Genomic DNA, 22,274 nt, shown 5'->3' on the forward strand with positions numbered 1-22,274 from the left:
GGCGTCAGCGGGCATTGCGGCACACCAGCGCGTAATGCTTGGTGGTGTAACCCCATCCGGCATTGGCGATCTCCAGGTAGTGCCGCAGCGTCGCGGCCAGCCCGGTGCGGTGCACGTCGATGCGGTCGGCGGCGGCGTCCACATTGGCGATCCAGTCGTCGATGGTGCGCCGATAGTGCTCGGTGAGATCGTCCACCGAGACGATGGAGAAACCGGCGTCCTCGGCGGCGGTGACCAGATCCGACAGCGGCCGCAGATCGCCCCAGCCGAAGATGTCGGCGCGCACGAACTCGGTACCGGCCCGCTCGTCGAAGGCGCGGTGCGCGGCGGCATTGCGGAAGCAGCTCTCCGAGACGTACAGGGTGCCGCCGCGGCGCAGCACCGCGCGGGCCCGCCGGAACACCTCGTCCAGATCGGGCATGTGCACGATGGAGCCGAGCATGGTCACCGCGTCCACGCCGCGGGCGGGCAGTTCGAGCCGTTCGAAGTGCCCGACTCGGGTGCGCACCCGGTCGGCCACCCCGCGCGCGGTCGCCTGCGCGGCGATGTACTCGTGCTGGCGCGGTGCGGGACTGATGCCGAGGGTGTCGCAGCCGAACTCCTCGGCCATGAACAGGATCAGCGCACCCCAGCCGCAGCCGACGTCCATGAGCCGTTCGCCGCCGCGCAGCCCGAGCCGGTCGGCGACGAAGCGCAGTTTGTTGCGCTGGGCGACCTCCAGGGTGTCGCCGTCGGATTCGTAGAGCGCCGAACTGTACTTGCGCAGCGGGTCCAGGAACTGGCCGAAGATATCGGGATCGAGGTCGTAGTGCTGATTGGTGTCCGCCGTGACCGTCACGCCGCCGCCTCGCGCAGCGCCTCGGCCACCTCGGCCACCACGTCGGCCAGGGTGGCGGTGCCGAAGACGTCCTGGTCGTCGAGTTCGATGTCGTAGGTGCGTTCGATGCGGGCGATCATGCGCAGCACGCGCACCGAGTCGACACCGGCCATGCCGCGCAGGTCGGCGTCGGGCAGCAGTGCCGATTCGGCCAGTCCGGTTTCCGCGGCGGCGATCTCGGTGACGGTGCGCAGGATGTCGTCGGTGGAGGTGGTCATGGCTGAACTCCATTCGGGGAGAGGGGATTCGCCGTGGCGATGGCGTGGGAGAGCAGGGCGACCTCGTCGTCGCCGAGCGTGAGTCGGTGGCGTACGTCGGTCAGCGCGAAGGGTTGGTAGGTGGCCGACGAGGTGGCGCACACCGCCCCGTCGGCGTCGAGCACATCGGCCGACGTCTGGATGAGGTCGCCGTTGTCGCTGTCGGAAAGTCGTGCGATGCAGTGGTATTCGTGGTCGACGAGCAGCGGTGTCAGGAAGCGGGTGCGCTGGGAGACGGTGAAGGCGGGCACCCGCCGGGCCAGCACGATCAGATTCCCCATCACCTCGTCGCAGACCACGCCGACGAGGCCGCCGTGCACCACACCCGGATAGGACTCGAAGGACCGGTCCAGCCGCAGGCATGCGGCCAGTCCCTCCGGATGCGGGGTGAAGGTGAGTCGCAGCCCGGACGGATTGTGCGGTGAACAGCCGAAACAGCGGTAGTCGGGGATCACCGACCACGGCACCCGCACGGCGCTGTCGGTGCCCATATCGGCGTCGGCGCTGTGCCGCACGGCTAGGCGATCACATCGGCCAGTGCGCGACGCACCTTGGCATTGCTGGACAGATCCAGGCCGGTGATTCCGGCGAAGGTGCGGCGCACCTTGTCGTGCAGCACGTCGAGCTCGCCCTCCGCGGCCACCTCGGCCAGGAACAGCTCGAATCCGGTGTCGATGGTCTCGTGATCGCCCAGTTCGGCGATTCCGGCCTTGAAGGTGCTGACCGGATGCTTGATCTTGGCCTCGGAGCTGTACACGTACAGCGTCTCCAGCACCGACGGCAGCTCCTCGGGCCGTCGCCGCAGCCGCTCGGTGGTGTAGTGGATGAACTCCCGGGCGTGCCCGGCCTCATCGCGACTGGCATTGAGCAGCAGGTTCTTCAGCACCGGTTCGGCCACCCAGTTCGAGACCGCGCGGTAGACGTGATTGACCGTGAGTTCGGAGATGATATTGGTGGCCAGGGTCGCCGAGGGCGTGGTGCCGGGGGCGTACGGCTCGCGCATGGCGTCCACCGCGGTATCGGCCACATCCTCGCCGATGGCCCGCAGCCAGGAGCGGAAGGCGTAGTGATGCTGCACCTCCTGGTAGCCCCACACCACGGCGAAGGTGGAGAAGTCGTAGTCGTCCACGAACTCCTGGAGGAATCCGTGCACGGCGGCGATGACATTGGATTCGCCCATGGCGGCGCTCTTGGCCAGGGTCACGTACTCGGGTCGGACCAGGGTGGGGTCTACGGTGTCGAGGGCGAGGTCGCCCAGCTGCCAATGCAGGCGCTCGTAGTGGCGGAAGACGTCGTAGCTGTGCACGGGGACTCCTGGGGTCGGGTCGAATAGCGTTGCGCGTCAAGGGTGCTGGGCGATGAGGTCGCGGGCGGCGAGCCGCTGGAGCTTGCCGCTGCTGGTGCGGGGGATGGTGCGCGGCGCGACCAGGTGCACCCGCACCGCGGCGAGGCCGAGATCGGCCGTGATGCGGGCGCGGATGGCGTCGGCGAGGGAATCGGCGGTCGCGCCGGTGTATTCGGATTCGGCGATGAGGGCGATGACATCGTCACCGTCGGGATCGACGGCGGCGGTGCAGCGGCCCTGGTACACGCCGTCGAGGTCGCGCACGGCCGCCTCGACATCCTGGGCGTAGTAGTTCACGCCGCGCACGGTGATCATGTCCTTGCACCTGCCGGTGACGAAAAGCTCACCAGCACGGCGGTATCCGAGATCGCCGGTGCGCAGCCAGCCGTCCTCGAAGCGGTCCGCCACACTCTCCGGATCGACCGCGAAATAGCCGTCGGTCACCGCCGCGCCCCGGATCAGGATCTCGCCGACCCAGCCGTCGGGCAGGTCGATGCCGGAATCGGTGGCGACGATGCGGATCTCCATCTCCGCCACGGGCGCGCCCACCCCCGCCACCGCGCGGGCATCGGCCTGTTCCGGTGGAACGGTGTGGGCCACCGCGGCGTCGGAGAGCAGCTCGCGGTCCACCCATTCGAAGACGGGGGCACGGCCCAGCGGCGGGAAGGCCACCGCGAGGGTGGCCTCGGCCATGCCGTACACCCCGAACATGGTGTCGCGGCGGAATCCGGCGGGGGCGAAGCGGTCGCAGAACCGCGTGACCACGTCGTGCGAAATGGGTTCTGCGCCATTGAAGGCGATGCGCCAGCGGCTCAGATCGTATTCGGCTACCCGCTCCGGCGGCACCGCCGCGAGCAGCGCCTCGTACCCGAAATTGGGCATGGCGGTGATGGTGGTGCCGCTGGCGGCGAATTCCCGCAGCCAGCGCGCCGGATCCTTGACGAACGCCAGCGGCGACCAGATGTGCGCCGGAATACCGCGCAGGATCGCCGAGAGCGTGCCGAACAGACCCATATCGTGGAACAGCGGCAGCCAGAATCCGCCCTGGTCGTCCCGGCTCAGGTCGATGCCGGAGCGGATCGCCGCCAGGCCGCTCAGCACATTGGCGTGGGTCAGGCGCACCCCCTTGGGCAGGGCGGTGCTGCCCGAGGTGAACTGCACGATGGCGAGATCATCGGGGCCGAGGTCGGTCGGCAGCCCAGACTCTCCCGGCAGCCCAGACTCTCCCGGCAGCCCAGGTTCTCCCGGCAGCACCGAGTTCTCCGGCAGGTCTCGCTCGTAGAGCGCGGTGGCATCCAGGAATTCGACGTCCAGCGCGGTGCCGACGAGCGGCGCCAGCTCGGCCAGCCGCGGCGAGATCAGGATGGTCCGCATCCCCGCGGCCGCCGAGATGGCGGCCAGTTTCTCGGGATAGCCGCGCGCGTGCCGGATACCGGCGGGCAGCGGCAGGGGGGTGGCCGCGCCACCGGCGGTGGTGACGGCGAACAGGGCGATCAGGAATTCCGGTGCGTTGGGCGAGAGGATGCCCACCGGCTCGCCGCGGCGCAGCCCGCGCCGGATCAACTCGGTCGCGGCCACCCGGGCGCGGCGGTGCAGCTCGGCGTAGGTGATGCTCTCGGCCGATGACCAGAATGTCGCCGAAACCCGGGGATGGTCGGTCGCGATACCCGCGAAACGGCCCGGCAGCGTATCGGGCGAATTCGAGGAATTCATATCCGCCACGACAGCAGCGAATGGTGACCGAGCCCTGAACTGCCGCTGAATCCTGAGCGCTGATAACCAGCGCCGATCGGCCAATCGTCGTGTGCGATAACCGAATTCGGCTATGGAGCGATAGGCGTGGCCGATCGCGCCGGTCGACCGGGCGATAGTGCCCGCACGATGGACGCCGAAACAGTGCTCACCACCGATGAATTATCGCGTGGAATTCTTTTCAGGAGTTGCCGGTGAGTTCGGACCATTCCGCGGTGCGGGAATTGACCCCGGTGCAGCGGGCTGTGATCGACAGCGTCGCGCCGCAGATGCGGCACAATCCCTACGACAGCTATGAGATCCTGCGCGCGGCCGGGCCTTTCGTGCCCGGTCCGCACGATACCCAACTGGTGACCCGGCACGCGGACGCGCAGGCCATTCTGCAGGACGCGCGCTGGAGCCACGCCGAGGAACCCGACCTGCTGCACGGCGACAGCGATGTGGAACTGCCCGGCTCCTTCCTCTGGATGGAACCGCCGGACCACACCCGGCTGCGCGGACTGGTCGGCAAGGCGTTCACCGCACGCACCGTGCACGGGCTGCGCGAGCGGGCCGAGCAACTGGTCGACGACCTGCTGTCACATATGCTCGCCGACGGCGACGTGGAGGTGTTGGAGGCGCTGGCGTATCCGGTGCCGCTCACCCTCATCTGCGAACTGCTGGGGGTTCCGGCCGAGGCGCACCAGCGAGTACGGGCCATGTCCGCGGGCATCGCCCGGGGGCTGGACCCGGATCTGCTGCTCTCCCCGGAGGACCTGGCCGCCCGCACCGCCGCCGTGCACGAATTCACGGAATTCTTCGGCGATCTGGTGGAGCAGCGGCGTCGCGCACCACGCGCGGATCTGATCACGGCACTGGTGCAGGCCGAGGAATCCGGGGTGCGGCTGACCCCGACCGAACTCATCGGCACCCTGCTCATCCTGGTGGTCGCCGGACACGAGACCACCGTCAACCTGATCGGCAACGGCGTGCTGGCGCTGATCCGCAATCCCGCCGAGTTCCGGCGACTGTGCGATCACCCCGAACTGAGCGCCTCGGCGGTGGACGAGGTGCTGCGCTACGACCCGCCAGTCCACCTCACTACGCGCACCGCCCACGACGAGATCACCGTCGGCGGAAGGACTTTCACGCCCGGCGAGGCGGTGATCGTCCTGCTCGGCTCCGCCAATCGGGACCCGGCGGCCTTCCCGGTGGCCGACCGCTTCGACATCACCCGCTTCCAGCCCGGACACCGTCCCGAACGGCACCTGTCGTTCGGACTCGGGCTGCACTACTGCCTGGGCGCGCCGCTGGCCCGCCTGGAGATGCAGACGGTGCTGCGCGCCATCGCCACCCGCGTGCGGTCGCTGACCCTGCTCGAGGAACCGCCGTACCGGCCGAATGTGGTCGTGCGCGGCATGTCACAGCTGCGAGTCCGCTTGGAGGGCCGATGAGCACCGCCGTTCCCGACATCACCTTCGACGCCTTCGATCCCGAGTTCCGCGCCGACCCGTATCCGGCCTACCGGCGGGTGCGCGACGCCGCCGCGCTGTTCCCCTACCAATTCGGCGACGTGCCGGTCACTCTCGTCACCCGGTACGAGGAATGCGCCGAGATCCTGACCGGATCGGACTGGGGGCACGGTTACGCCGCGGGCATCAGCCCGTTCCGCGACACCACCGCGGCCATCCCGGGCTCGTTCGTGCGCATGGACCCGCCCGAGCACGGCCGCTACCGCAAGCTGGTGGCCAAGGCGTTCACCCCGCGCATGATGGCCGAGCTGGTACCGGTCGCCGGGGCGGTGGTGAACGACCTGGTCGACGCCGCGGTCGAGCGGGGCGGCCTGGATGTGCTGGCCGATCTCGCGGTGCCGCTCGCGGTGGCCATGGTTCCGGTGCGACTGCTGGGCGCCGATCCGGCCGATGGTGACCGCTTCCGGCAGTGGCAGCTGGCCATCGCCCGCGGCAGCGATCCGGATTCCCTGCTGGACGCCGCCGCCATCGCCGCGCGGGGGACGGCCGCCATGGAGTGCATGGGACATTTCGCCGCCCTCATCGCCGCGAAGAAGTCCGCCCCCACCCCGGACCTGCTGAGCGAGTTGGTCGCCGCCAGCGTGGACGGCGACACGCTCACCGAACCCGAGGTGATCGGCATGTCGGTGCTCACCCTGGTGGCGGGTATGGAGACCTCCATCAACCTGATCGGCAACGGCATGCTGGCCCTGCTCCGGCATCCCGAGCAACTGCGCAGACTGCGGGACGAACCGGAACTCATCGGTCCCGCGCTGGACGAGATGCTGCGCTACGACGCCCCCACCCAGTTCACCATCCGGGTCGCGCTCGCCGACACCGAGGTGCGCGGGCACCGCTTCCGGCGCGGCGACGGGGTGGTGGTGCTCACCGCCTCGGCCAGCCGGGACGACCGGGTGTATCCGGACGCCGACATCTTCGACATCACCCGCTACGCCGGAAATCGGCCCGCGCGCAAGCATCTCGGCTTCAGTCTCGGCGTGCACTACTGCGTGGGCGCGCCACTGGCCCGGATCGAGGCCGAAGCGGCGCTGCGCACGCTGCTCGCGCGCGCACCGGAACTGCACCTCGACGCCGACACCGTCGAATACCGGCCCAGCCTGATCCACCGCGGCGTCATGGCGCTGCCGGTGCGGCTGTGAACGGCGGGCACGCGGTCGTCATCGGAGCCGGTGTCGCCGGACTGCTGGCGGCCCGGGTGCTGGCCGACACCTGTTCGCGTGTCACCGTTCTCGAACGCGACGAGGTGGGAACCGGCCCGCGGCGCGGAGTGCCGCAGGCCGGACATCTGCACGGGCTGCTGGACCGGGGCCGCACGATCATCGAGGAGCTGTATCCCGGCTATACCGCCGATCTGGTGCGGCGCGGGGCCACCACCGCCGAGGTCCTGGTCGGAACCCGCTGGTACGTGGGCGGTTCCCGGCTCGCCGCCACCCCGACCGGACTCACCTCGGCCATCGCCACCCGGCCGCTGCTGGAGTCGGTGCTGCGCGAACGCACTCTCGCACTGCCGAATATCGAACTGCGCGAACGGACCTCGGCACGCGGTCTGGTCGGGGACGCGCGGTGGGTGTCCGCCGTCGCCACCGACCGCGAACCGGCCCTGCGCGCGGACCTCGTCGTCGACGCCGCCGGACGGGGTTCGCGGATCCGGGAATGGCTGACCGCGCTCGGTGCGCGAGCGCCCCGGGAGGAACGCCTCGATATCGATCTCGGCTACGCCTCCCGGTTCTATCGGCATCGGCCCGGACAGCTCGGCGGGCAGTCCTCGGTCATCATCTCCACCGGTGCGGACGGGCGCGGCGGCGGTGCGGTGCGGGTGGAGGGCGACCGCTGGCACGTCACGCTCGCGGGCATGGTCGGCGACCACCCGCCGGTGGACGCCGCGGGCTTCGAACGCTTCGCGGCCGGTCTGGACGCCCCCGATATCCACGACATCATCACCGCCTCCGAGGCGGTCGACGCGCCGACGCCCTACCGTTTCCGCACCGCGGTACGGCGGCGGTTCGACCAGCTGGTCGCACCACCGGCGGGACTGATCGTGCTCGGTGACGCGCTGTGCAGTTTCAATCCGCTCTACGCGCAGGGGATGACGGTCGCCGCACTCCAGGCCCGCGCGCTGCGCGCGAGCCTGGACGCCGCTCCCACCGACCTGCCCGCCCGCTTCTATCGGGCCGCCGCCGACGCCACCGCCATTGCCTGGGGCATGGCGACCGGCTCGGATCTGCGGCACCCGGGGGTGCGCGGACCGCGCACGGTACGCACCCGGCTCACCAACGCCTATGTGGCGCAGGCGCATCGGGTCGCGCACGGTGACCCGGTGGTGGCGCGCGCCTTCATGCGGGTCGCGCACCTGGTCGATCCGCCCGCCGCACTCGCCGATCCCCGCACGGCGGGACGAATCCTGCTGCGCGGCAACCCCCTGGCCGCAGCGCTCCGGTAGACCTCTCACAGAAGGGCTCGACATGTCCGCACCGCACGTGAACGCCGCCGTCGCCGAACCGGATTCGGCCATCCTCACCGCCATGGCGCAGGTCTTCGGACCGGACGGCCGCGCCGACCCCTACACCCCGGCCCGCGTGCTGCGCGAGGCCGGGCCGCTGCACCGCACCCCGCTGGGCCATCACGTGCTCACCCGCTACGAGGACTGCGCGGCGGTGCTGTCCACCACCGCGTGGAGCCACGCGGAGGAGGCGGCCATGATGCACCCCACCGTTTCCCCGGACGACGCGGCCGAGGAACTGCCCACCTCGTTCCTGTGGATGGAGCCGCCGGACCACACCCGGTTGCGCAACCTGGTGACCAAGGGCTTCACCCCGCGCATGGTGACTCGGCTGCGCCCGCGCATCGAGTTGCTGTGCGAGGAACTGATCGACAACGCGCTCCAGGCCCGCGAATTCGATCTCGTCGAGATGATCGCCTACCCGCTGCCGCTCATCGTCGCCTGCGAGCTGATTGGGGTGCCGCAGGACGCCTACGCCCAGGTGCACCGCTGGTCGCAGGATCTGGCGCGCGGCTTCGATCACGATTACACCCTGCCCGAGGAGGCGCTGCGGGCGCGCAGCGCGGGCTCGCGCGGATTCATGGCCTACTTCCGGGAATTGCTGAACCAGCGCCGCACCGAACCCGCCGACGATCTGCTCAGCGTGCTCTCCCGGGTCGAGGACCGCGGTGACGTGCTCACCGAACAGGAACTGCTCGCGACCTGTATCACCACCTTCGTCGCCGGGCACGAGACCACCGCCAACCTGATCGGCACCGGCATGCTGCGCCTGCTGCGCAATCCCGGCCAGCTCGCCGTCCTGCGGGAGCGACCCGACCTGCTGGCCAGCGCGCCCGACGAACTGCTGCGCCTGGACCCGTCGGTGCAGATGACCACCCGGGCCGCCACCCGGCCGCTCACCGTGGCGGGTCATGACTTCGAACCCGGTGAGGGCGTGGTCGTGCTCATCACGTCGGCCAATCGCGACGCTGACGCCTACTCCGACCCGGACCGCATGGACGTCGCGCGCTACTCCGATCCGATGCGTCCCGCCAAGAAGCATCTGGGCTTCAGCCTCGGCATCCACTACTGCCTGGGCGCGCCGCTGGCACTGCTGGAAATGGAGGTCCTGCTCAAGGTGCTGCTGCGCAAGGTGGGTGAGATGAGTCTGTGCACGGCGGAGCCGGTGTTCAAACCCAATGTGGTCATCCGCGGTCTGGAGCGGCTGCCGGTGGAGTTCACCGCCCGGTGATCCGGCCGTGCCGTCCAGGTAGGGTTGCCTCGCATTCACACCTGTCGAACGGAAAGAGGCTCTTTCATGGCGACCTCGGAAGCGCGTGCCCAGATCGGTGTCACCGGCCTGGCGGTCATGGGCAGCAATATCGCCCGCAACTTCGCGCGCAACGGCTACACCGTTGCCCTGCACAACCGCAGTGTCGCCAAGACCGACGCCCTGCTGGAGGCGTACGGCGACGAGGGTGATTTCGTGCGCACCGAGACCATCGCCGAATTCGTCGCCGCGCTCGAACGACCCCGCCGGGTGCTGATCATGGTCAAGGCCGGTGACGCCACCGACGCCGTGATCGCCGAGCTCGCCGACGCCATGGAACCCGGCGACATCATCATCGACGGCGGCAACGCCCTCTACACCGACACCATCCGCCGCGAGCAGGCGATGGCCGCGCGCGGGCTGAACTTCGTGGGCGCGGGCATCTCCGGCGGTGAGGAGGGCGCGCTCAACGGTCCGGCCATCATGCCGGGCGGGCCGAAGGAGTCCTACGAGTCGCTGGGGCCGATGCTGGAGTCCATCGCCGCGCAGGTCGACGGCACCCCGTGCTGCACCCACATCGGCCCCGACGGCTCCGGGCACTTCGTGAAGATGGTGCACAACGGCATCGAGTACGCCGACATGCAGCTCATCGGCGAGGCCTACCACCTGTTCCGCGACGCCCTCGGCTTCGACGCCAAGCAGATCGCCGACGTGTTCACCGACTGGAACTCTGGGGATCTGGAGTCCTACCTGGTCGAGATCACCGCCGAGGTGCTGAACCAGGTCGACGCCACCACCGGCAAACCCCTGGTCGATGTGATCGTCGATGCCGCCGAGCAGAAGGGCACCGGCCGCTGGACGGTCAAATCCGCGCTCGATCTCGGCATTCCGGTCACCGGCATCGCCGAGGCGGTGTTCGCCCGGGCGCTGTCGGGTGCACGGGCCCAGCGTAAGGCCGCGGTCGGGCTGGCGTCGGGCACCCTGGCCGCGCGGCCCACCGATATCGCGCGGTTCACCGAGGACATCCGCCAGGCGCTGTACGCCTCCAAGATCGTCGCCTACGCCCAGGGCTTCGATCAGATCGCGGCCGGGTCCGCCGAATACGACTGGGATCTCAACCCGGGTGATATGGCCACCATCTGGCGGGGCGGCTGCATCATCCGCGCGCGGTTCCTGAACCGGATCAAGGAGGCCTACGAGGCGAATCCGGAGCTGCCCTCGCTCATCCTCGCGCCGTATTTCCGCGCGGCCATCGAGACCGCCATCGACTCGTGGCGGCGTGTGGTGTCCACGGCCACCCTGCTCGGCATCCCGGTTCCGGCGTTCGCGTCCTCGCTGTCCTACTACGACGCGCTGCGCGCCGAGCGCCTCCCGGCGGCGCTGACCCAAGGCCAGCGTGACTTCTTCGGCGCGCACACCTACGAACGCGTCGACGCCGAGGGCAAGTTCCACACCCTCTGGAGCGGAGACCGCAGCGAAGTGCGGGCGTGAAGCGAGGCGGCCGCGGGCGCGCCGCTCGCGGTCGCTCAGTCGATCCGTCGGATCAACACCGCCTTGAACAGGAAAACCGCCGCGTGGGAACAGATTCGGTAGATCCCGGCGCCGTCGGCACTGAGGTCGGAGATGCCGAAACCCTTCGCCGCCGTGCGGTAGAGCTCCGAATCCGCCGGGGTGGCCGCCCCCGCCACCCGATCGGTCTGCACCACCAGTTCGTCGGTATGGCCCAGCGGTGGGATCCGCGCCTGCTCGACGAACACCTCCAGCACGTTGGCGAGGACGCGCAGCGCGGTGGGGTTGCGGGCGGGAATGCCCAGTAGATAGGCGAGTCGGCGGGCGGCCAGCGCGGGTTCGCGGTACACGCTCGCGGCCTCCGCGAGACCGAGCAGGGCGGCGACCACCTCGGCCTTGGACCCGGCCGGGGCGGCGGCGCGTGGACACCGCTGGCCGTCCAGATCGCCGCGCCGCACGACGGCCGCGCCGATGAGCAGGCGGGCGGCCCGGCGAATCTCGAGAACGGCATCGTCGGCGGTCGGATGCGGTACGCCGAATATCACCGCGCTGCCGTCGGATTCGCCGATCTCGGACCGCAGCACCGAGGTCAGCGCGACCGTCGCCGCCGCCATCGCGTCGGCGTCGTCCACCGGCGGCACCGGCGGACCGGTGACGAAGGCCGTGATCAGGCGGCGCAGCTGGAGCAGCGGGTACAGGTCGTTGGTCGGGAAATTCAGCAGATAGGCCAGGCGGGTGGGCGCGGCCACCAGATCGCGCAGCGCCTCTTCGCAGGTGGGATAGCCGAGCAGGGCGGCCACCGCACGGCCGTTCTCCGGTGATTCGGGAACACACCACCACGAGCTGTGCCGGACGAAGGCCGCCCCGCCGGGATGGGGGTCGGCGGGCCAGAGTTCGGACTGCCGGGCGAAGTCGTGCAGCTGCTGGTCGCTTTCCCGGATCGTGAGAGTGGCGGCAGTGTGGAACTGGATCTCGAAACGCGCCGGGTCGTCCGGGGCGGTCCACAGCGTGCGACGGTCGCGATAGCGCGGATTCTCCCGGGAGTCCGCCGATGAGCCTGGGACCGGAGCGCATCCGCGCGCCGCCAGCAGGGCGGTGATCCGCGCGACGGCCTCGGGGTAGGCGTCGGCGTCGAGCACCACGGTGAAGCGGATGATGTCGTTGATCACGCGCAGGGCGGTGGGCAGCGCGACGCCCTCCGAACACAGCACCGCGACCTGGCGGCGCACCGACTCGGGCGGTTTCACAGGGGCGAGGTCTACTCGGCGTGCGGCCCAGGACGCGGGCAGTTCGTCCAGCAGCTCGTCGAGCGTCTTCGCCGTCGCGGCGGCGACCCGGGCGAGGTGGTCCCAGTGGGCGCGCAGCGAATCCGCTTCCGCCGCAGGCAATTCCGGGGTCTCGATCACCGACTCCGCCTGTCCGGTCGCGCCGATCACGCCGAATCGGTCACCCAGTAGCAGATCGGCCTCGGCGGCACTGATCTCCACCAGATGCGGCACCGTCGAGGGGCGCGGGTCGTCGATGTCGTAGAGGGTCGCGGTGGGAGCCCAGCCGCCCCAGGTGCGAAACGATTCGTCGTAGACGCGGTCGGGCAGTACCCGGCGTCGCACGACCGTGGTGGCCTTCTCGCCCGCTGCCCAGCCGTGCCGGTCGGGATAGCGGGCCCAGTACCGCGCCGTCTCGGCGGGGGTGGCGTGCGATCTCGTCATGGCGGCAGCTTACGAAGGATGGCGGATTTACGCCGGGTGGGCGCGCTGCGCAGGGCATTCGGCCACGCCGCCCACGGAATTCGGGGATGTGCAGCGGGCGCCGGGTGGGAAATGATCGCGGAACCGGTCCGGGTTGTGTGTCGGCGTGCTTACACTCTCGGGCTAGTGAACTGTAGTTGTTTCAGATCTATGTACGAGGTTCATATGAAGTCTTGGATCCGAGGTCGGCTCGCGGTGACGCGGGGCGCGGTGGCGGTGATCGGCGGCATCGCACTGCTGTCGGGTGCGGTGGCGTGTTCCGGGGGTGATGACGAGCGGGCTCCGGCGCCGTCCAGCAGTGTGCCGCCCTCGACCGTGGCCGAACCGACCGCGGAGCCGACCTCGGAGCGGGCCTCGGAGCCGTCGCCGGTGCCGCCGCCCGCGGAGGTCCCCGCGCCGACGACCACCGTCGTGCCGCAGGCGCCGGCCGCGCAGACGCCGCAGGCCCCCGCTCCGCCCGCCGCTCCGACCGTGCCCGCGGTGCAGCAGCCCGCACCGGAACCGCCGAAACCCGCTCCGACGCTGCCGGATCCGGGATTCGAGCCGCGAGCCGGATACTGAGCGGGGGCACGGGTGGGAACGTGGATCGGTGCCCGCTGGGTAGCGGCGGCGGTACTGGCGCTCGCCGCGTCCGGGACAGGGGCGGGGGTCGGCGCCGCCGCGCCCGCCGAGGGCAAAACACTTGTCGTACTCGGTGATTCGTTCAGCTCCAATGCCTGGATACTGGAATCCGAGACCATCGACTGCTGGCACGGCGAGACCTCCTGGCCCACCCAGCTGAGTCAGCGCATGGGCGTGGCGGGCACCTCGGACTTCCTCGATATGTCCTGTCCCGGAGCGTCACTCGACACACCGCCGAACTACACCGCCGCCTGGGAGGCCAAACAGGCCGACAAGCAGGGCGCGTTCGGTCCGCGCACCGAACTGGTGACCCTGCAATTCGGACTCAACGACCGCTGGGGCACGCACGAGACCACCATGTGGTTCGCGCTGCAACAATGCGTGCTCAATCTCATCCAGGGCTGTGGGCCCGATGCCGCCGAACAGGGGCGCATCCCCGACTACCGGGAGGTCACCGGCGCCGCCTACGCCGCCCGGATTCGCCCGGTGGTGGAGTACGTGAAGTATTACGCACCCCATGCCCGCATTCTCATGGTCGGCTATCCCGAACTGTTCGGCTCGGGACCGGAATCGGTGTGCTTCGACGCCTTCGGCGTCGCGCGCTTCGTGCAGCCGCGCGGGCGGGCGGCCATCGAATTCGTGAACCGGCTCGACACCGCGCAACGGGAGGCGGCGCGGCTGCTCGATATCGACTTCTACGACACCCGGGCGGCGACGGCCGGACACGGACTGTGCTCACCGGAGCCGTGGATCAACGACTTCCAGGATCCGCGCGACCCCGACGCCATTCCGTTCCATCCCTCCGAACAGGGTGACGCGGTGGTGGCCGACGGGATCCATGCCCAGGTCGGGCGCTGATGGTCGAGGTCGCACCCGCCGCCGCGGGTGGCGCGGTCGCGTCGGTGGCGCAGCGGCGGCCCGCCTTGCCGTCGTTGACGGGGGCGCGCTGGTGGGCGGCGTTCGCGGTGTTCGCGCTGCACGCCCTGGTGTTCCTGCCGGTGTATCCGTTCCAGAAGTCGGAGTTGTTCCGGCAGGTGCACAATCTGGTGCCGATGCAGTTGGGGGCGGCGGGGGTCACGTTCTTCTTCGTGTTGTCGGGGTTCATCATCTACTGGTCGTATCGCCCGGGGATGTCGGTGCGCGGGTTCTATCGGCGGCGGGTGTTGAAGATCTACCCCACGCATGTGCTGGCGGGGGTGGTGTTCGTGGTGGCGGCGAGTGTGCCGTTGTCGCGGCTGGTGGTGTGGGTGCCGAATCTGCTGCTGGTGCACACCTGGGTGCCGAAGTGGACCACGGTGGGCGGGTTGAATGTGCCCGCGTGGTCGCTGGCCTCGGAGATGCTGTTCTATCTGTGCTTTCCGCTGGCGTTCCCGCTGATTCGGCGGATTCCGACCCGGCGGCTGCTGGTGGCCGCCGGGCTGTTGGTGCTGTTCATCTTCGCGCTGCACACGGCCTACTACCTGTGGGTGCCGGGACCGAAGGGGATCGCGAACGCTTTCGCGCCGCGGCTGCTGCCCGGGGACGCTTCGCCGTTCTTCGAGTTGCATGCCGATCCGCGCTGGTTCGCACAGCCGGACATCCCCGTCTCGCCGTCGTACTGGCTGAGCTACAACTTCCCGCTGTCGCGGCTGCCGGAGTTCTTCCTCGGGGTGCTGGCCGCTCGCATGGTGCTGGAAGGGGCTTGGCGCAGTACGCGTCTCGGTCCGCCGCTGCTGGGTTTGGCGGTGGCCTACGCCGCCACCTGGGTGGTGCCGGTGAACTACAAGATGTCGGCGCTGCTGCTGGTGCCCATGACGGCCGTCGTGGCGACCCTCGCCACGCGGGATATGGCGGGTATCCGCGGTGTGAATGCCCATCCGCGCATGGTGTGGCTGGGCAACGTGTCCTATGCGTTCTATCTGATCCAGTTCCCGGTGATGGTGGTGATCACGCGACATCTCATCGGCGGCAATCAGTTCGGCGTTCTCGGCTGGGCCGGGTTCGCGGCCCTGAGCCTGGTGCTGTCACTGGTGGCCGCGGCCGCCCTGTATCACTGGGCCGATGTGCCGATCATGAAGCGCTTCGCCGGACGGCGGGCTTGACACCCACCATGGGCAGCAGGGTGCGGCGGGCGAAATCCCGGGCCGCCTGCGCGTCACCGAGCGGGATGAGACCGTCCGGCGTCAGGGCCAGCGACAGCGCCAACCGCGCCATGATCTCCGCGACCAGGTCGGCGTCGAAGTCGGTGGTGTCCTGGGCGGACTGGAGTTCGCGCAACTTGCCCGCCAGATAGATGCGGCCGACCTCGAGAATCGGCCCGGCCTCGGTGGTGAGGCGGGGTAGCACCAGATCGGGTTCGGTGCGCAGTAGCCGCCGCAGCAACTCATTGCGGGCCAGCGCGGTGATGAAGGCGACGAAGGTCTCCACCAACTGGTCCTCGGTCGAGTCGAATGCCTGCGCCCGCTTGTCGATTTCGGCGACGAAGCGCTGAGCCTCGCGCACACTGACGGCCTCGACCAGCTCGTTCTTGGATTCGAAGCGGCGGTAGAGCGTGGCCGGGCTGATACCCGCACGACGCGCGATCTCACCCATGCTGGTCCGCTTGATCCCGAAATCCAGGAAGGCGGACAGTGCGCTCTCGAGCAGTTGCTCGCCGTCCTGGCGCGGCTTGTCGAGAATGCGCTGCAGCATGCTGGGCACGGAAGGCATCGAATCTCCAGTCGATCGGTTGGGGTGACCGCGTCGATGCGGTAAGGCGTGCGTCATTATTTCATCGCATCGCCCTCGCGTGGCGCGGACTCCTCGCCCCACCGATTCGGGTCGGGAGGGTCAGCGCACGTTCAGCGCGGCCATTTCCCGCTCGATTGCATTCGCCGCGAAATCGATTCCATTGGTGCGTAATTCGTGAACCCGGCGCTGTAGCGCCTCCATGCCCCCCGGCTGGGCCGCGATATCGGCCACACTGATCCGCCGTCGGTGCATACCGTCCTGCTCGTACGACACCGTTGCAACCTCCTGCTAGCCCCGTGCGCGCGCCCGACAGGCGACGGCAGAGCCCGGTCCGCCGGGAGCGCTGCGCACGATGCTAGCAGCGGACTTATATGGTCGCTTGATCAGTGTGTGGAGTCTCACACGCCGCGGCGAGTCACGCCTCTTGACCGTCGCGGTGCAGGCTCGTGTTGTGCAGGTACGCCGCGGCATTGAGCTTGATCCGCTGCGACTCCGGCTCGCTCAACTCCCGGCGCACCTTGCCGGGCACACCCGCCACCAGCGAGTTCGGCGGGATCTGCGCACCCTCCGGGATCAGGGCATTGGCCGCGATCAGACTGCCCGAGCCGATCACCGCGCCGTTGAGCACCGTCGCGCCCATGCCGACGAGCACATCGTCGCCGACCGTGCAGCCGTGCAGGATCGCATTGTGGCCCACCGAGACTCCCGCACCCACCGTGCACGGGAAACCCGGATCGGCGTGCAGCACGCAGCCGTCCTGGATATTGGTCCGCTCGCCCACGGTGATGTCGTCCATATCGCCGCGCAGCACCGCCGAGTACCAGATGCTCACCTCCGCGCCGAGCTTCACCCGACCGGCCACGGTGGCATTCGGCGCGATCCACGCGCTCTCGTCGATCTGCGGCTCGTGCTCGCCCAAACGAATCTTCATGAGCCTGAACCTAGAGCACGGTCAACCGGTCGCGTGGTCCGGTCCGGCCGCGCGGAAGGCGGCGCGGTGGGCGGCGGGCGAAATGCCGAGCACCCGGTGAAAATGGTGGCGCAGATTGACCGCCGTGCCCAACCCGGTCTCGGCGGCGATGCGGTCCATGGTGGCGTCGGTGGTCTCCAGCAGCAGCCGGGCGCGGTCGACGCGCTGCTGGAGCAGCCATCGCTGCGGACTGGAGCCGGTGCGCTCGCGGAACCGGCGGGTGAAGGTGCGCCGTGCCATGAGAGCCGTGTGCGCCCAGGCGTCCAGGTCGATGGCGTCGTCGAGATGGGTGCGCGCCCAGACCATGGCGTGCTCGAGCGGGTCGTCGTCGAGCGGTTCGGGGACCGCGACCGGAATGTACTGGGCCTGGGAGCCACTGCGGTGCGGGGCCAGCACCAGGGCGCGCGCGAGTTCGGTGGCGCGGCGGCTGCCGTGGTCGGCGCGCACCAGGTGCAGGCAGCAGTCCAGGGCGGCCGCCACACCCGCGGAGGTGATCACATCGCCGTGGTCGGACCAGAGGGTGTCGGCGCGGACCCGCACCGCCGGGTGGGCGCGCTGCAGTGCGGCCGCGGCGGACCAGTGCGTGGTCACCTCGCGGCCGTCCGCGAGACCGCTGGCGGCCACCGCCCACGAGCCCAGGCACAGGCCCACCAGGCGGGCGCCGCGCTCATGGGCGCGGTGCAGGGCGGTGCGCAGGGCGTCGGACAGTTCCGCGTGCGGTCGCCAACTGGGCACGATCACCGTGTCCGCGCGCGCGATCGCCTCCAGGCCGTGCGCCACGGCGATATCGAAACCCGCCGGGGTGGACAGGGTTCCGGGGTGCTCGGCGCACACCTCCACGTGATAGGGCGGGTCGTCCTCGGGACCGACCCCGGCCCGCGCGAACACCAGGCTCGGTACCGAGAGGTGGAACGGGCTGATGCCGTCGTAGGCGAGGGTGACCACGGTGTGCATGGCCCGATTTTAGCGATGCTCGGCCTGCGGGCCACTTATCGATCATGATCCGGCGGACGAGACTCGTCGGCATGACGAACACCATCGACCTCGCCACCACCGTCGAACTGCTCCATATCGGCGGTCCCACCGTCCGATTCCGCTACGGCGGCCTGACCTGGCTGACCGACCCGACCTTCGACGAGCCGGGCGTCTACCCGGGCCCGGTGACCCTGCACAAGCTGACCGGTCCCGCCGTGCCCGCCGACCGGGTCGGGCTGGTGGACGTGGTGCTGCTCTCGCACGACGAACACCCCGACAATCTCGATCGCGCCGGACGCGCCTTCCTGTCGCGGGTCGAGACCACACTGTCCACGCCCGGCGCCGCCGAGCGCATCGACGGCGTGCGGGGACTGGAGAACTGGGAATCGGTCCGGCTGGGCGAGGTGACCGTCACCGGCGTGCCCGCACTGCACGGTCCGGAGGGCTGCGAGCCGGTGACGGGCGTGGTCACCGGGTTCGTGCTGCGGGCCGAGGGGCTGCCCACCGTCTACGTCTCCGGCGACAACGCCAGCGTCGAGCGGGTGGAGCGGATCGTCGAGCGGATGGGCCGCATCGATCTGGCGATCCTCAATGTGGGCGGGGCCAATCCGGACCGCTTCGGCGACAGCGATGTCACCCTGAACGGCCGGACCGCGGTGCGGGCCGCCGAGGTGCTCGGCGACGCCCTGATCGTGCCCGTTCACGCGGAGGGCTGGGCGCACTTCTCCGAAACCCTCGACTATCTGACGCGCAACTTCGAGTACGCGGGTCGCGCCGCGCAGTTGCGCGTTCCGGTGGCCCGGCGAGACGCTGACGGTGACCGTGCGGTAGACGAGCAGTCCGACTGGAATCTCGCGCGATTCCCGCCGTCTGATTGCCACCCGGCGACTCGGGCGCGGCGGTGATGGCGGGGGCGGGTCGGGTGGGCCACGATGGCGGTATGAGGATCGGGGTACCGCGGGAGGTCAAGCAGCAGGAGTATCGGGTGGCGCTCACCCCGGCCGGGGCCGGGGAGCTGGTGCGGCACGGACACGAGGTGGTGATCGAGGCCGGGGCGGGGGTCGGCTCGGGCTTCGGCGACGACGACTACACCGCGGTCGGGGTGCGGACGCTGCCGACGGCGGACGAGGTGTGGCACGCGGCCGAACTCGTGGTCAAGGTGAAAGAGCCCATCGCCGAGGAGTATTCGCGCATGCGTGCCGGACAGGTGCTGTTCACCTATCTGCATCTGGCCGCCTCGCGGGAGTGCACCGAGGCGATTCTGCGATCCGGGATCACCGCCATCGCCTACGAGACGGTCCGCGCCGCCGACGGCTCGCTGCCGCTGCTCGCGCCCATGAGTGAGGTGGCGGGCAAGCTCGGCACCCAGGTCGGGGCATATCACCTGATGTCGCCGCAGGGCGGCGGCGGGGTGCTGCTCGGCGGGGTGCCGGGCGTGCGGCGCGCCAATGTGGTGGTGCTCGGCGGCGGGGTGGCGGGCACCAATGCCGCCGCCGTCGCGGTGGGGATGGGGGCGCGCATCACCGTGCTGGACACCAACCTGCGGCGGCTGCGCGAACTCGACGCCCGGTTCTCCGGCCGCATCACCACCATCGGCTCCAACGCCGCCGAGGTCGAGCGGGCGGTGCTGAGCGCGGATCTGGTGATCGGCTCGGTGCTGGTGCCGGGTGCGCGCGCCCCGAAACTGGTGACAGACGACCTGGTGGCGCGTATGCGGCCCGGCTCGGTCCTGGTCGACATCGCCATCGACCAGGGCGGCTGCTTCGAGAGCTCACATCCGACCACGCACGCGAATCCCACTTTCCGGGTAGCGGATTCGCTGTTCTACTGCGTGGCCAATATGCCGGGCGCGGTACCGCACACCTCCACCACGGCGCTCACCAACGCCACCCTGCCGTATGCGAAGGCCATCGCCGATCTGGGCTGGCGGGCAGCGTGCGATGCCGATCCGGGTCTGGCGCAGGGGCTCACGGCCGACGCGGGCGAACTCTACGCGGTGGAGGTGGCCCAGGCGCACGGCCTGGGCACCATCGGCGGTGCCGCCGCGCGTTCGTAGTGGTCGGCGCGGCCGCCCGTTCGTAGTGGTCGGCGCGGCGGCCTGCCCGTAGTGGTGCGCTAACGCCCGAGGGTCCAGTCCGGGTCGCCGTCCATCGGCAGGTCGCGCAGCTTGTCCGGATTGCGCACCGCGTCGATGGCCGTGATCCGGCCGTTGTCGACGGTGAAGGAGAAGACCCCGATGTGCTTGCCGTCGAACACCACCAGACCCGGCCGCCCGGTGACCGTGACCTTGCGGACCCAGGCGGTGCCGATCTCGCTGGCCGCGTGCAGGAAGGACATGAAGGTGTCGGCCACCGTCCGCGCGCCGTGCAGGGGTTCCAGGAAGGCGAGTACCTTGCCGCCGCCGTCGGCGGTGAAGGTGACGTCCTTGTCGAGCATGCCCACCAGGGTGTTCAGATCGCCCGAGCGCCACGCCACCGCGAAGGCCGACACCACCTTGGCGTGCTCGTCGCGGCTGGCCGGGAAGCGCGGCGTGCCCTCCTGCACATGCTTGCGGGCACGGGAGGCCAATTGCCGCACCGCCGCCGGCGTGCGGCCCACCACCTCGGCGACCTCCGGGCCGGTCATGCCGAACACCTCCTGGAGGACGAAGGCGGTGCGCTCGGCGGGGGAGAGGGATTCCAGCACCACCAGCAGGGCGGTGGTGACCCGGTCGTCCTGGGTGACCCGGTCGGCCGGATCGTCCTCCCAGGCGCTCACCTCCGGTTCGGGCAGCCATTCACCCACGTACTGTTCGCGGCGGGCGCGCGCCGAACCCAGGTGGTCGAGCGCCAGGCGGCCGGTGACCGTGGTCAGCCAGGCACGCAGGTTCTCGATCTCCGCGCCCGGATTGCTCTCGTGGTATCGCTGCAAGCGCAGCCACGCCTCCTGCACCACGTCGTCGGCGTCGCTGAGGCTGCCGAGCGTGCTGTAGGCGACCCGGCGCAGATAGGGGCGATGCTCCTCGAACTGCCGGGCCAGGTCGGTCGGGTCGGGGGTGTTGTCGGTCGCCACTGTCTCGCCGTTCATTCGGGTCGCCCGGGGGCGACGGACTGCCTGTGTACCAGGAGGACGACACGGGACGGGCGGGTGTGACACCCCGCTGCGGGGAGGCGGCCACCGGTCGTCCGGAGCGTCGGGATATTTCTACACGAACCGGTCGGTCGCCCGCTTTCGTCGGCGGGTACGGCGGTGGTCGCCGCGGAATCCTCGGCGGCGGGGTGCGGTCACCGTTCAGCGGCCCCGAGCCGCCGCCATACCCGCCGCGGTGATGGCCGCCGCGAGCTGGACGGCTTCGGAGAGGGTGACTGCGCGGCGCAGGTCCGCCACGCGGGGCGGGGGACCGTCGCCGAGCGTCGGACGCATCTCGACGCCGTGGCGGTACTGGGTGCGGCCGCCCAAGCGGACGCCGAGGGCCCCGGCCATGGTGGATTCGGCGACCCCCGCATTCGGGCTGGGATGCGAGCCCGCATCGCGCCGCCACGCCCGCCACGCCGCGGCCGGGCGACCGCCGACGAGCGGGGCCAGCGCCGCGGTGAGCGCGCCGGTGAGGCGGGCGGGCACCAGATTGGCCACGTCGTCGGTGCGGGCGGCGGCCCAGCCGAACTTCCGGTAGCGCTCGTTCCGGTAGCCGATCATGGCGTCGAGGGTGTTGATCGCGCGGTAGGCCAGCAGGCCCGGAATACCGGCCACCGCACCCCAGAACAGCGGGGCGACCGTCGCGTCCGAGGTGTTCTCGGCGATGGATTCCAGTGCGGCCCGGGCCAATCCGTCGGCGTCGAGGACCGTGGGGTCGCGACCGCACAGGGACGGCAGCAACTCCCGCGCCCCCGCCAGGTCGTCGGCCTCCAGGCGGTCGGCCATGGCGCGGCCGGTGCGGGCCAGGCTGCGGCCGCCGAGCACGGTCCAGGTGGCGGCGGCGGTGAGCGGCACCCGGCCCGATCCCGCCCGGTGTGCCGCCACCCCGACAGCGGTCACGGCACCCACCAGCACCACTTCGTGCAGCACACCCGCCGCGCGGCTGTCCCGATAGGTCCTGGTCTCCAACGCCATTGCCGCCGAACCGAATCCGGCGACCGGATGGCAGCGGCGCGGGTCGCCGAGCAGGCGGTCCAGCGCGAATCCGAGCAGCAGTCCCGCTGCGGTCGAGGTCCCGGTACGCACTCGGCGAGGGTAGTCGACGCGCCGCCGCGCCCCCGGCGGGTGGGGGCGCGG

Annotated in this window: 22 protein-coding genes; 10 read left to right on the plus strand and 12 right to left on the minus strand. The window is 70.2% G+C overall.

Going from position 1 to position 22,274, the window contains the following annotated elements; genetic code table 11:
* Positions 1-4: 4 nt before the first annotated feature.
* From QJS31_RS06810 to QJS31_RS06830, 5 genes are read right to left on the minus strand one after another with little or no spacing between them, the layout of a single operon-like run.
* A complete protein-coding gene (locus QJS31_RS06810; protein ID WP_306356217.1) occupies positions 5-838 on the minus strand; it encodes a cyclopropane-fatty-acyl-phospholipid synthase family protein in 834 nt (277 codons plus the stop codon).
* A complete protein-coding gene (locus QJS31_RS06815) occupies positions 835-1,095 on the minus strand; it encodes an acyl carrier protein (RefSeq protein WP_306356218.1) in 261 nt (86 codons plus the stop codon). Before QJS31_RS06815 ends, QJS31_RS06810 begins: the two co-directional genes overlap by 4 nt.
* On the minus strand, positions 1,092-1,649 hold the full coding sequence (locus QJS31_RS06820; RefSeq protein ID WP_282782095.1) for a PaaI family thioesterase: 558 nt from the start codon (positions 1,647-1,649) through the stop codon (positions 1,092-1,094). The genes QJS31_RS06815 and QJS31_RS06820 overlap by 4 nt, the downstream gene beginning before the upstream one ends.
* A gap of 2 nt (positions 1,650-1,651) precedes the next feature.
* Positions 1,652-2,440 (minus strand): ferritin-like domain-containing protein, encoded by a 789-nt coding sequence (locus tag QJS31_RS06825; protein ID WP_282782093.1) that lies wholly within the window; start codon positions 2,438-2,440, stop codon positions 1,652-1,654.
* A 36-nt stretch (positions 2,441-2,476) separates the two neighbouring features.
* Positions 2,477-4,192: a fatty acyl-AMP ligase gene (locus QJS31_RS06830; RefSeq protein ID WP_306356368.1), complete on the minus strand. Its 1,716-nt coding sequence runs from the start codon at positions 4,190-4,192 to the stop codon at positions 2,477-2,479.
* Positions 4,193-4,425: 233 nt separating this feature from the next.
* On the opposite strand from QJS31_RS06830, the gene QJS31_RS06835 reads away from it, so the two are divergent.
* The 5 genes from QJS31_RS06835 (at position 4,426) to gndA (ending at position 10,982) form a co-directional block, all read left to right on the plus strand.
* Entirely contained in the window at positions 4,426-5,664 is a 1,239-nt protein-coding gene (locus tag QJS31_RS06835; protein WP_282782090.1) for a cytochrome P450, read from the plus strand.
* Positions 5,661-6,881, plus strand: coding sequence for a cytochrome P450 (locus QJS31_RS06840; RefSeq protein WP_306356219.1), 1,221 nt, complete (start codon positions 5,661-5,663; stop codon positions 6,879-6,881). The genes QJS31_RS06835 and QJS31_RS06840 overlap by 4 nt, the downstream gene beginning before the upstream one ends.
* Complete coding sequence (locus QJS31_RS06845; RefSeq protein WP_306356220.1) at positions 6,878-8,182, plus strand: NAD(P)/FAD-dependent oxidoreductase; 1,305 nt, start codon at positions 6,878-6,880, stop codon at positions 8,180-8,182. Before QJS31_RS06840 ends, QJS31_RS06845 begins: the two co-directional genes overlap by 4 nt.
* A 22-nt stretch (positions 8,183-8,204) precedes the next feature.
* Complete coding sequence (locus tag QJS31_RS06850) at positions 8,205-9,473, plus strand: cytochrome P450 (protein WP_306356221.1); 1,269 nt, start codon at positions 8,205-8,207, stop codon at positions 9,471-9,473.
* A gap of 66 nt (positions 9,474-9,539) precedes the next feature.
* Positions 9,540-10,982, plus strand: a complete 1,443-nt coding sequence (gndA, locus tag QJS31_RS06855; RefSeq protein WP_282782083.1) for an NADP-dependent phosphogluconate dehydrogenase — start codon at positions 9,540-9,542, stop codon at positions 10,980-10,982.
* 35 nt (positions 10,983-11,017) lie between these two features.
* Here the strand turns inward: gndA and QJS31_RS06860 are convergent, their stop codons facing one another.
* Entirely contained in the window at positions 11,018-12,709 is a 1,692-nt protein-coding gene (locus tag QJS31_RS06860; protein WP_306356222.1) for a hypothetical protein, read from the minus strand.
* Positions 12,710-12,913: 204 nt separating this feature from the next.
* Here QJS31_RS06860 and QJS31_RS06865 point away from each other — a divergent pair, with 204 nt between their 5' ends.
* From QJS31_RS06865 to QJS31_RS06875, 3 genes are read left to right on the plus strand one after another with little or no spacing between them, the layout of a single operon-like run.
* Entirely contained in the window at positions 12,914-13,309 is a 396-nt protein-coding gene (locus QJS31_RS06865; RefSeq protein WP_306356223.1) for a hypothetical protein, read from the plus strand.
* Between the two features lie 12 nt (positions 13,310-13,321).
* On the plus strand, positions 13,322-14,227 hold the full coding sequence (locus QJS31_RS06870) for an SGNH/GDSL hydrolase family protein (protein ID WP_282785053.1): 906 nt from the start codon (positions 13,322-13,324) through the stop codon (positions 14,225-14,227).
* Positions 14,227-15,450, plus strand: a complete 1,224-nt coding sequence (locus QJS31_RS06875) for an acyltransferase (RefSeq protein WP_306356224.1) — start codon at positions 14,227-14,229, stop codon at positions 15,448-15,450. Before QJS31_RS06870 ends, QJS31_RS06875 begins: the two co-directional genes overlap by 1 nt.
* Here QJS31_RS06875 and QJS31_RS06880 read toward each other — a convergent pair.
* The 4 genes from QJS31_RS06880 to QJS31_RS06895 form a co-directional block, all read right to left on the minus strand.
* Positions 15,419-16,057, minus strand: a complete 639-nt coding sequence (locus QJS31_RS06880; RefSeq protein ID WP_306356225.1) for a TetR/AcrR family transcriptional regulator — start codon at positions 16,055-16,057, stop codon at positions 15,419-15,421. The two genes, QJS31_RS06875 and QJS31_RS06880, sit on opposite strands and share 32 nt — an antisense overlap.
* 120 nt (positions 16,058-16,177) lie before the next feature.
* Positions 16,178-16,351: a hypothetical protein gene (locus QJS31_RS06885; protein ID WP_162836502.1), complete on the minus strand. Its 174-nt coding sequence runs from the start codon at positions 16,349-16,351 to the stop codon at positions 16,178-16,180.
* 142 nt (positions 16,352-16,493) lie between these two features.
* On the minus strand, positions 16,494-17,009 hold the full coding sequence (locus QJS31_RS06890) for a gamma carbonic anhydrase family protein (protein WP_282785050.1): 516 nt from the start codon (positions 17,007-17,009) through the stop codon (positions 16,494-16,496).
* A gap of 21 nt (positions 17,010-17,030) precedes the next feature.
* Entirely contained in the window at positions 17,031-18,002 is a 972-nt protein-coding gene (locus QJS31_RS06895) for a GlxA family transcriptional regulator (protein WP_282785049.1), read from the minus strand.
* 71 nt (positions 18,003-18,073) lie between these two features.
* On the opposite strand from QJS31_RS06895, the gene QJS31_RS06900 reads away from it, so the two are divergent.
* Positions 18,074-18,928, plus strand: coding sequence for an MBL fold metallo-hydrolase (locus QJS31_RS06900; RefSeq protein ID WP_306356226.1), 855 nt, complete (start codon positions 18,074-18,076; stop codon positions 18,926-18,928).
* 35 nt (positions 18,929-18,963) lie between these two features.
* On the plus strand, positions 18,964-20,079 hold the full coding sequence (gene ald / locus QJS31_RS06905) for an alanine dehydrogenase (RefSeq protein WP_306356227.1): 1,116 nt from the start codon (positions 18,964-18,966) through the stop codon (positions 20,077-20,079).
* A 59-nt stretch (positions 20,080-20,138) separates the two neighbouring features.
* Here the strand turns inward: ald and sigJ are convergent, their stop codons facing one another.
* Together sigJ and QJS31_RS06915 are read right to left on the minus strand one after the other, a co-directional pair.
* The gene (gene sigJ, locus QJS31_RS06910; protein WP_306356228.1) at positions 20,139-21,089 is read right to left on the minus strand and encodes an RNA polymerase sigma factor SigJ; all 951 of its coding nucleotides are present in this window, start codon (positions 21,087-21,089) and stop codon (positions 20,139-20,141) included.
* A gap of 204 nt (positions 21,090-21,293) precedes the next feature.
* Positions 21,294-22,223 (minus strand): cobalamin biosynthesis protein, encoded by a 930-nt coding sequence (locus tag QJS31_RS06915; RefSeq protein WP_306356229.1) that lies wholly within the window; start codon positions 22,221-22,223, stop codon positions 21,294-21,296.
* Positions 22,224-22,274 lie beyond the last annotated feature (51 nt).

This window comes from Nocardia sp. CC213A (assembly GCF_030766805.1).
In the GTDB taxonomy this organism is placed as follows: domain Bacteria; phylum Actinomycetota; class Actinomycetes; order Mycobacteriales; family Mycobacteriaceae; genus Nocardia; species Nocardia otitidiscaviarum.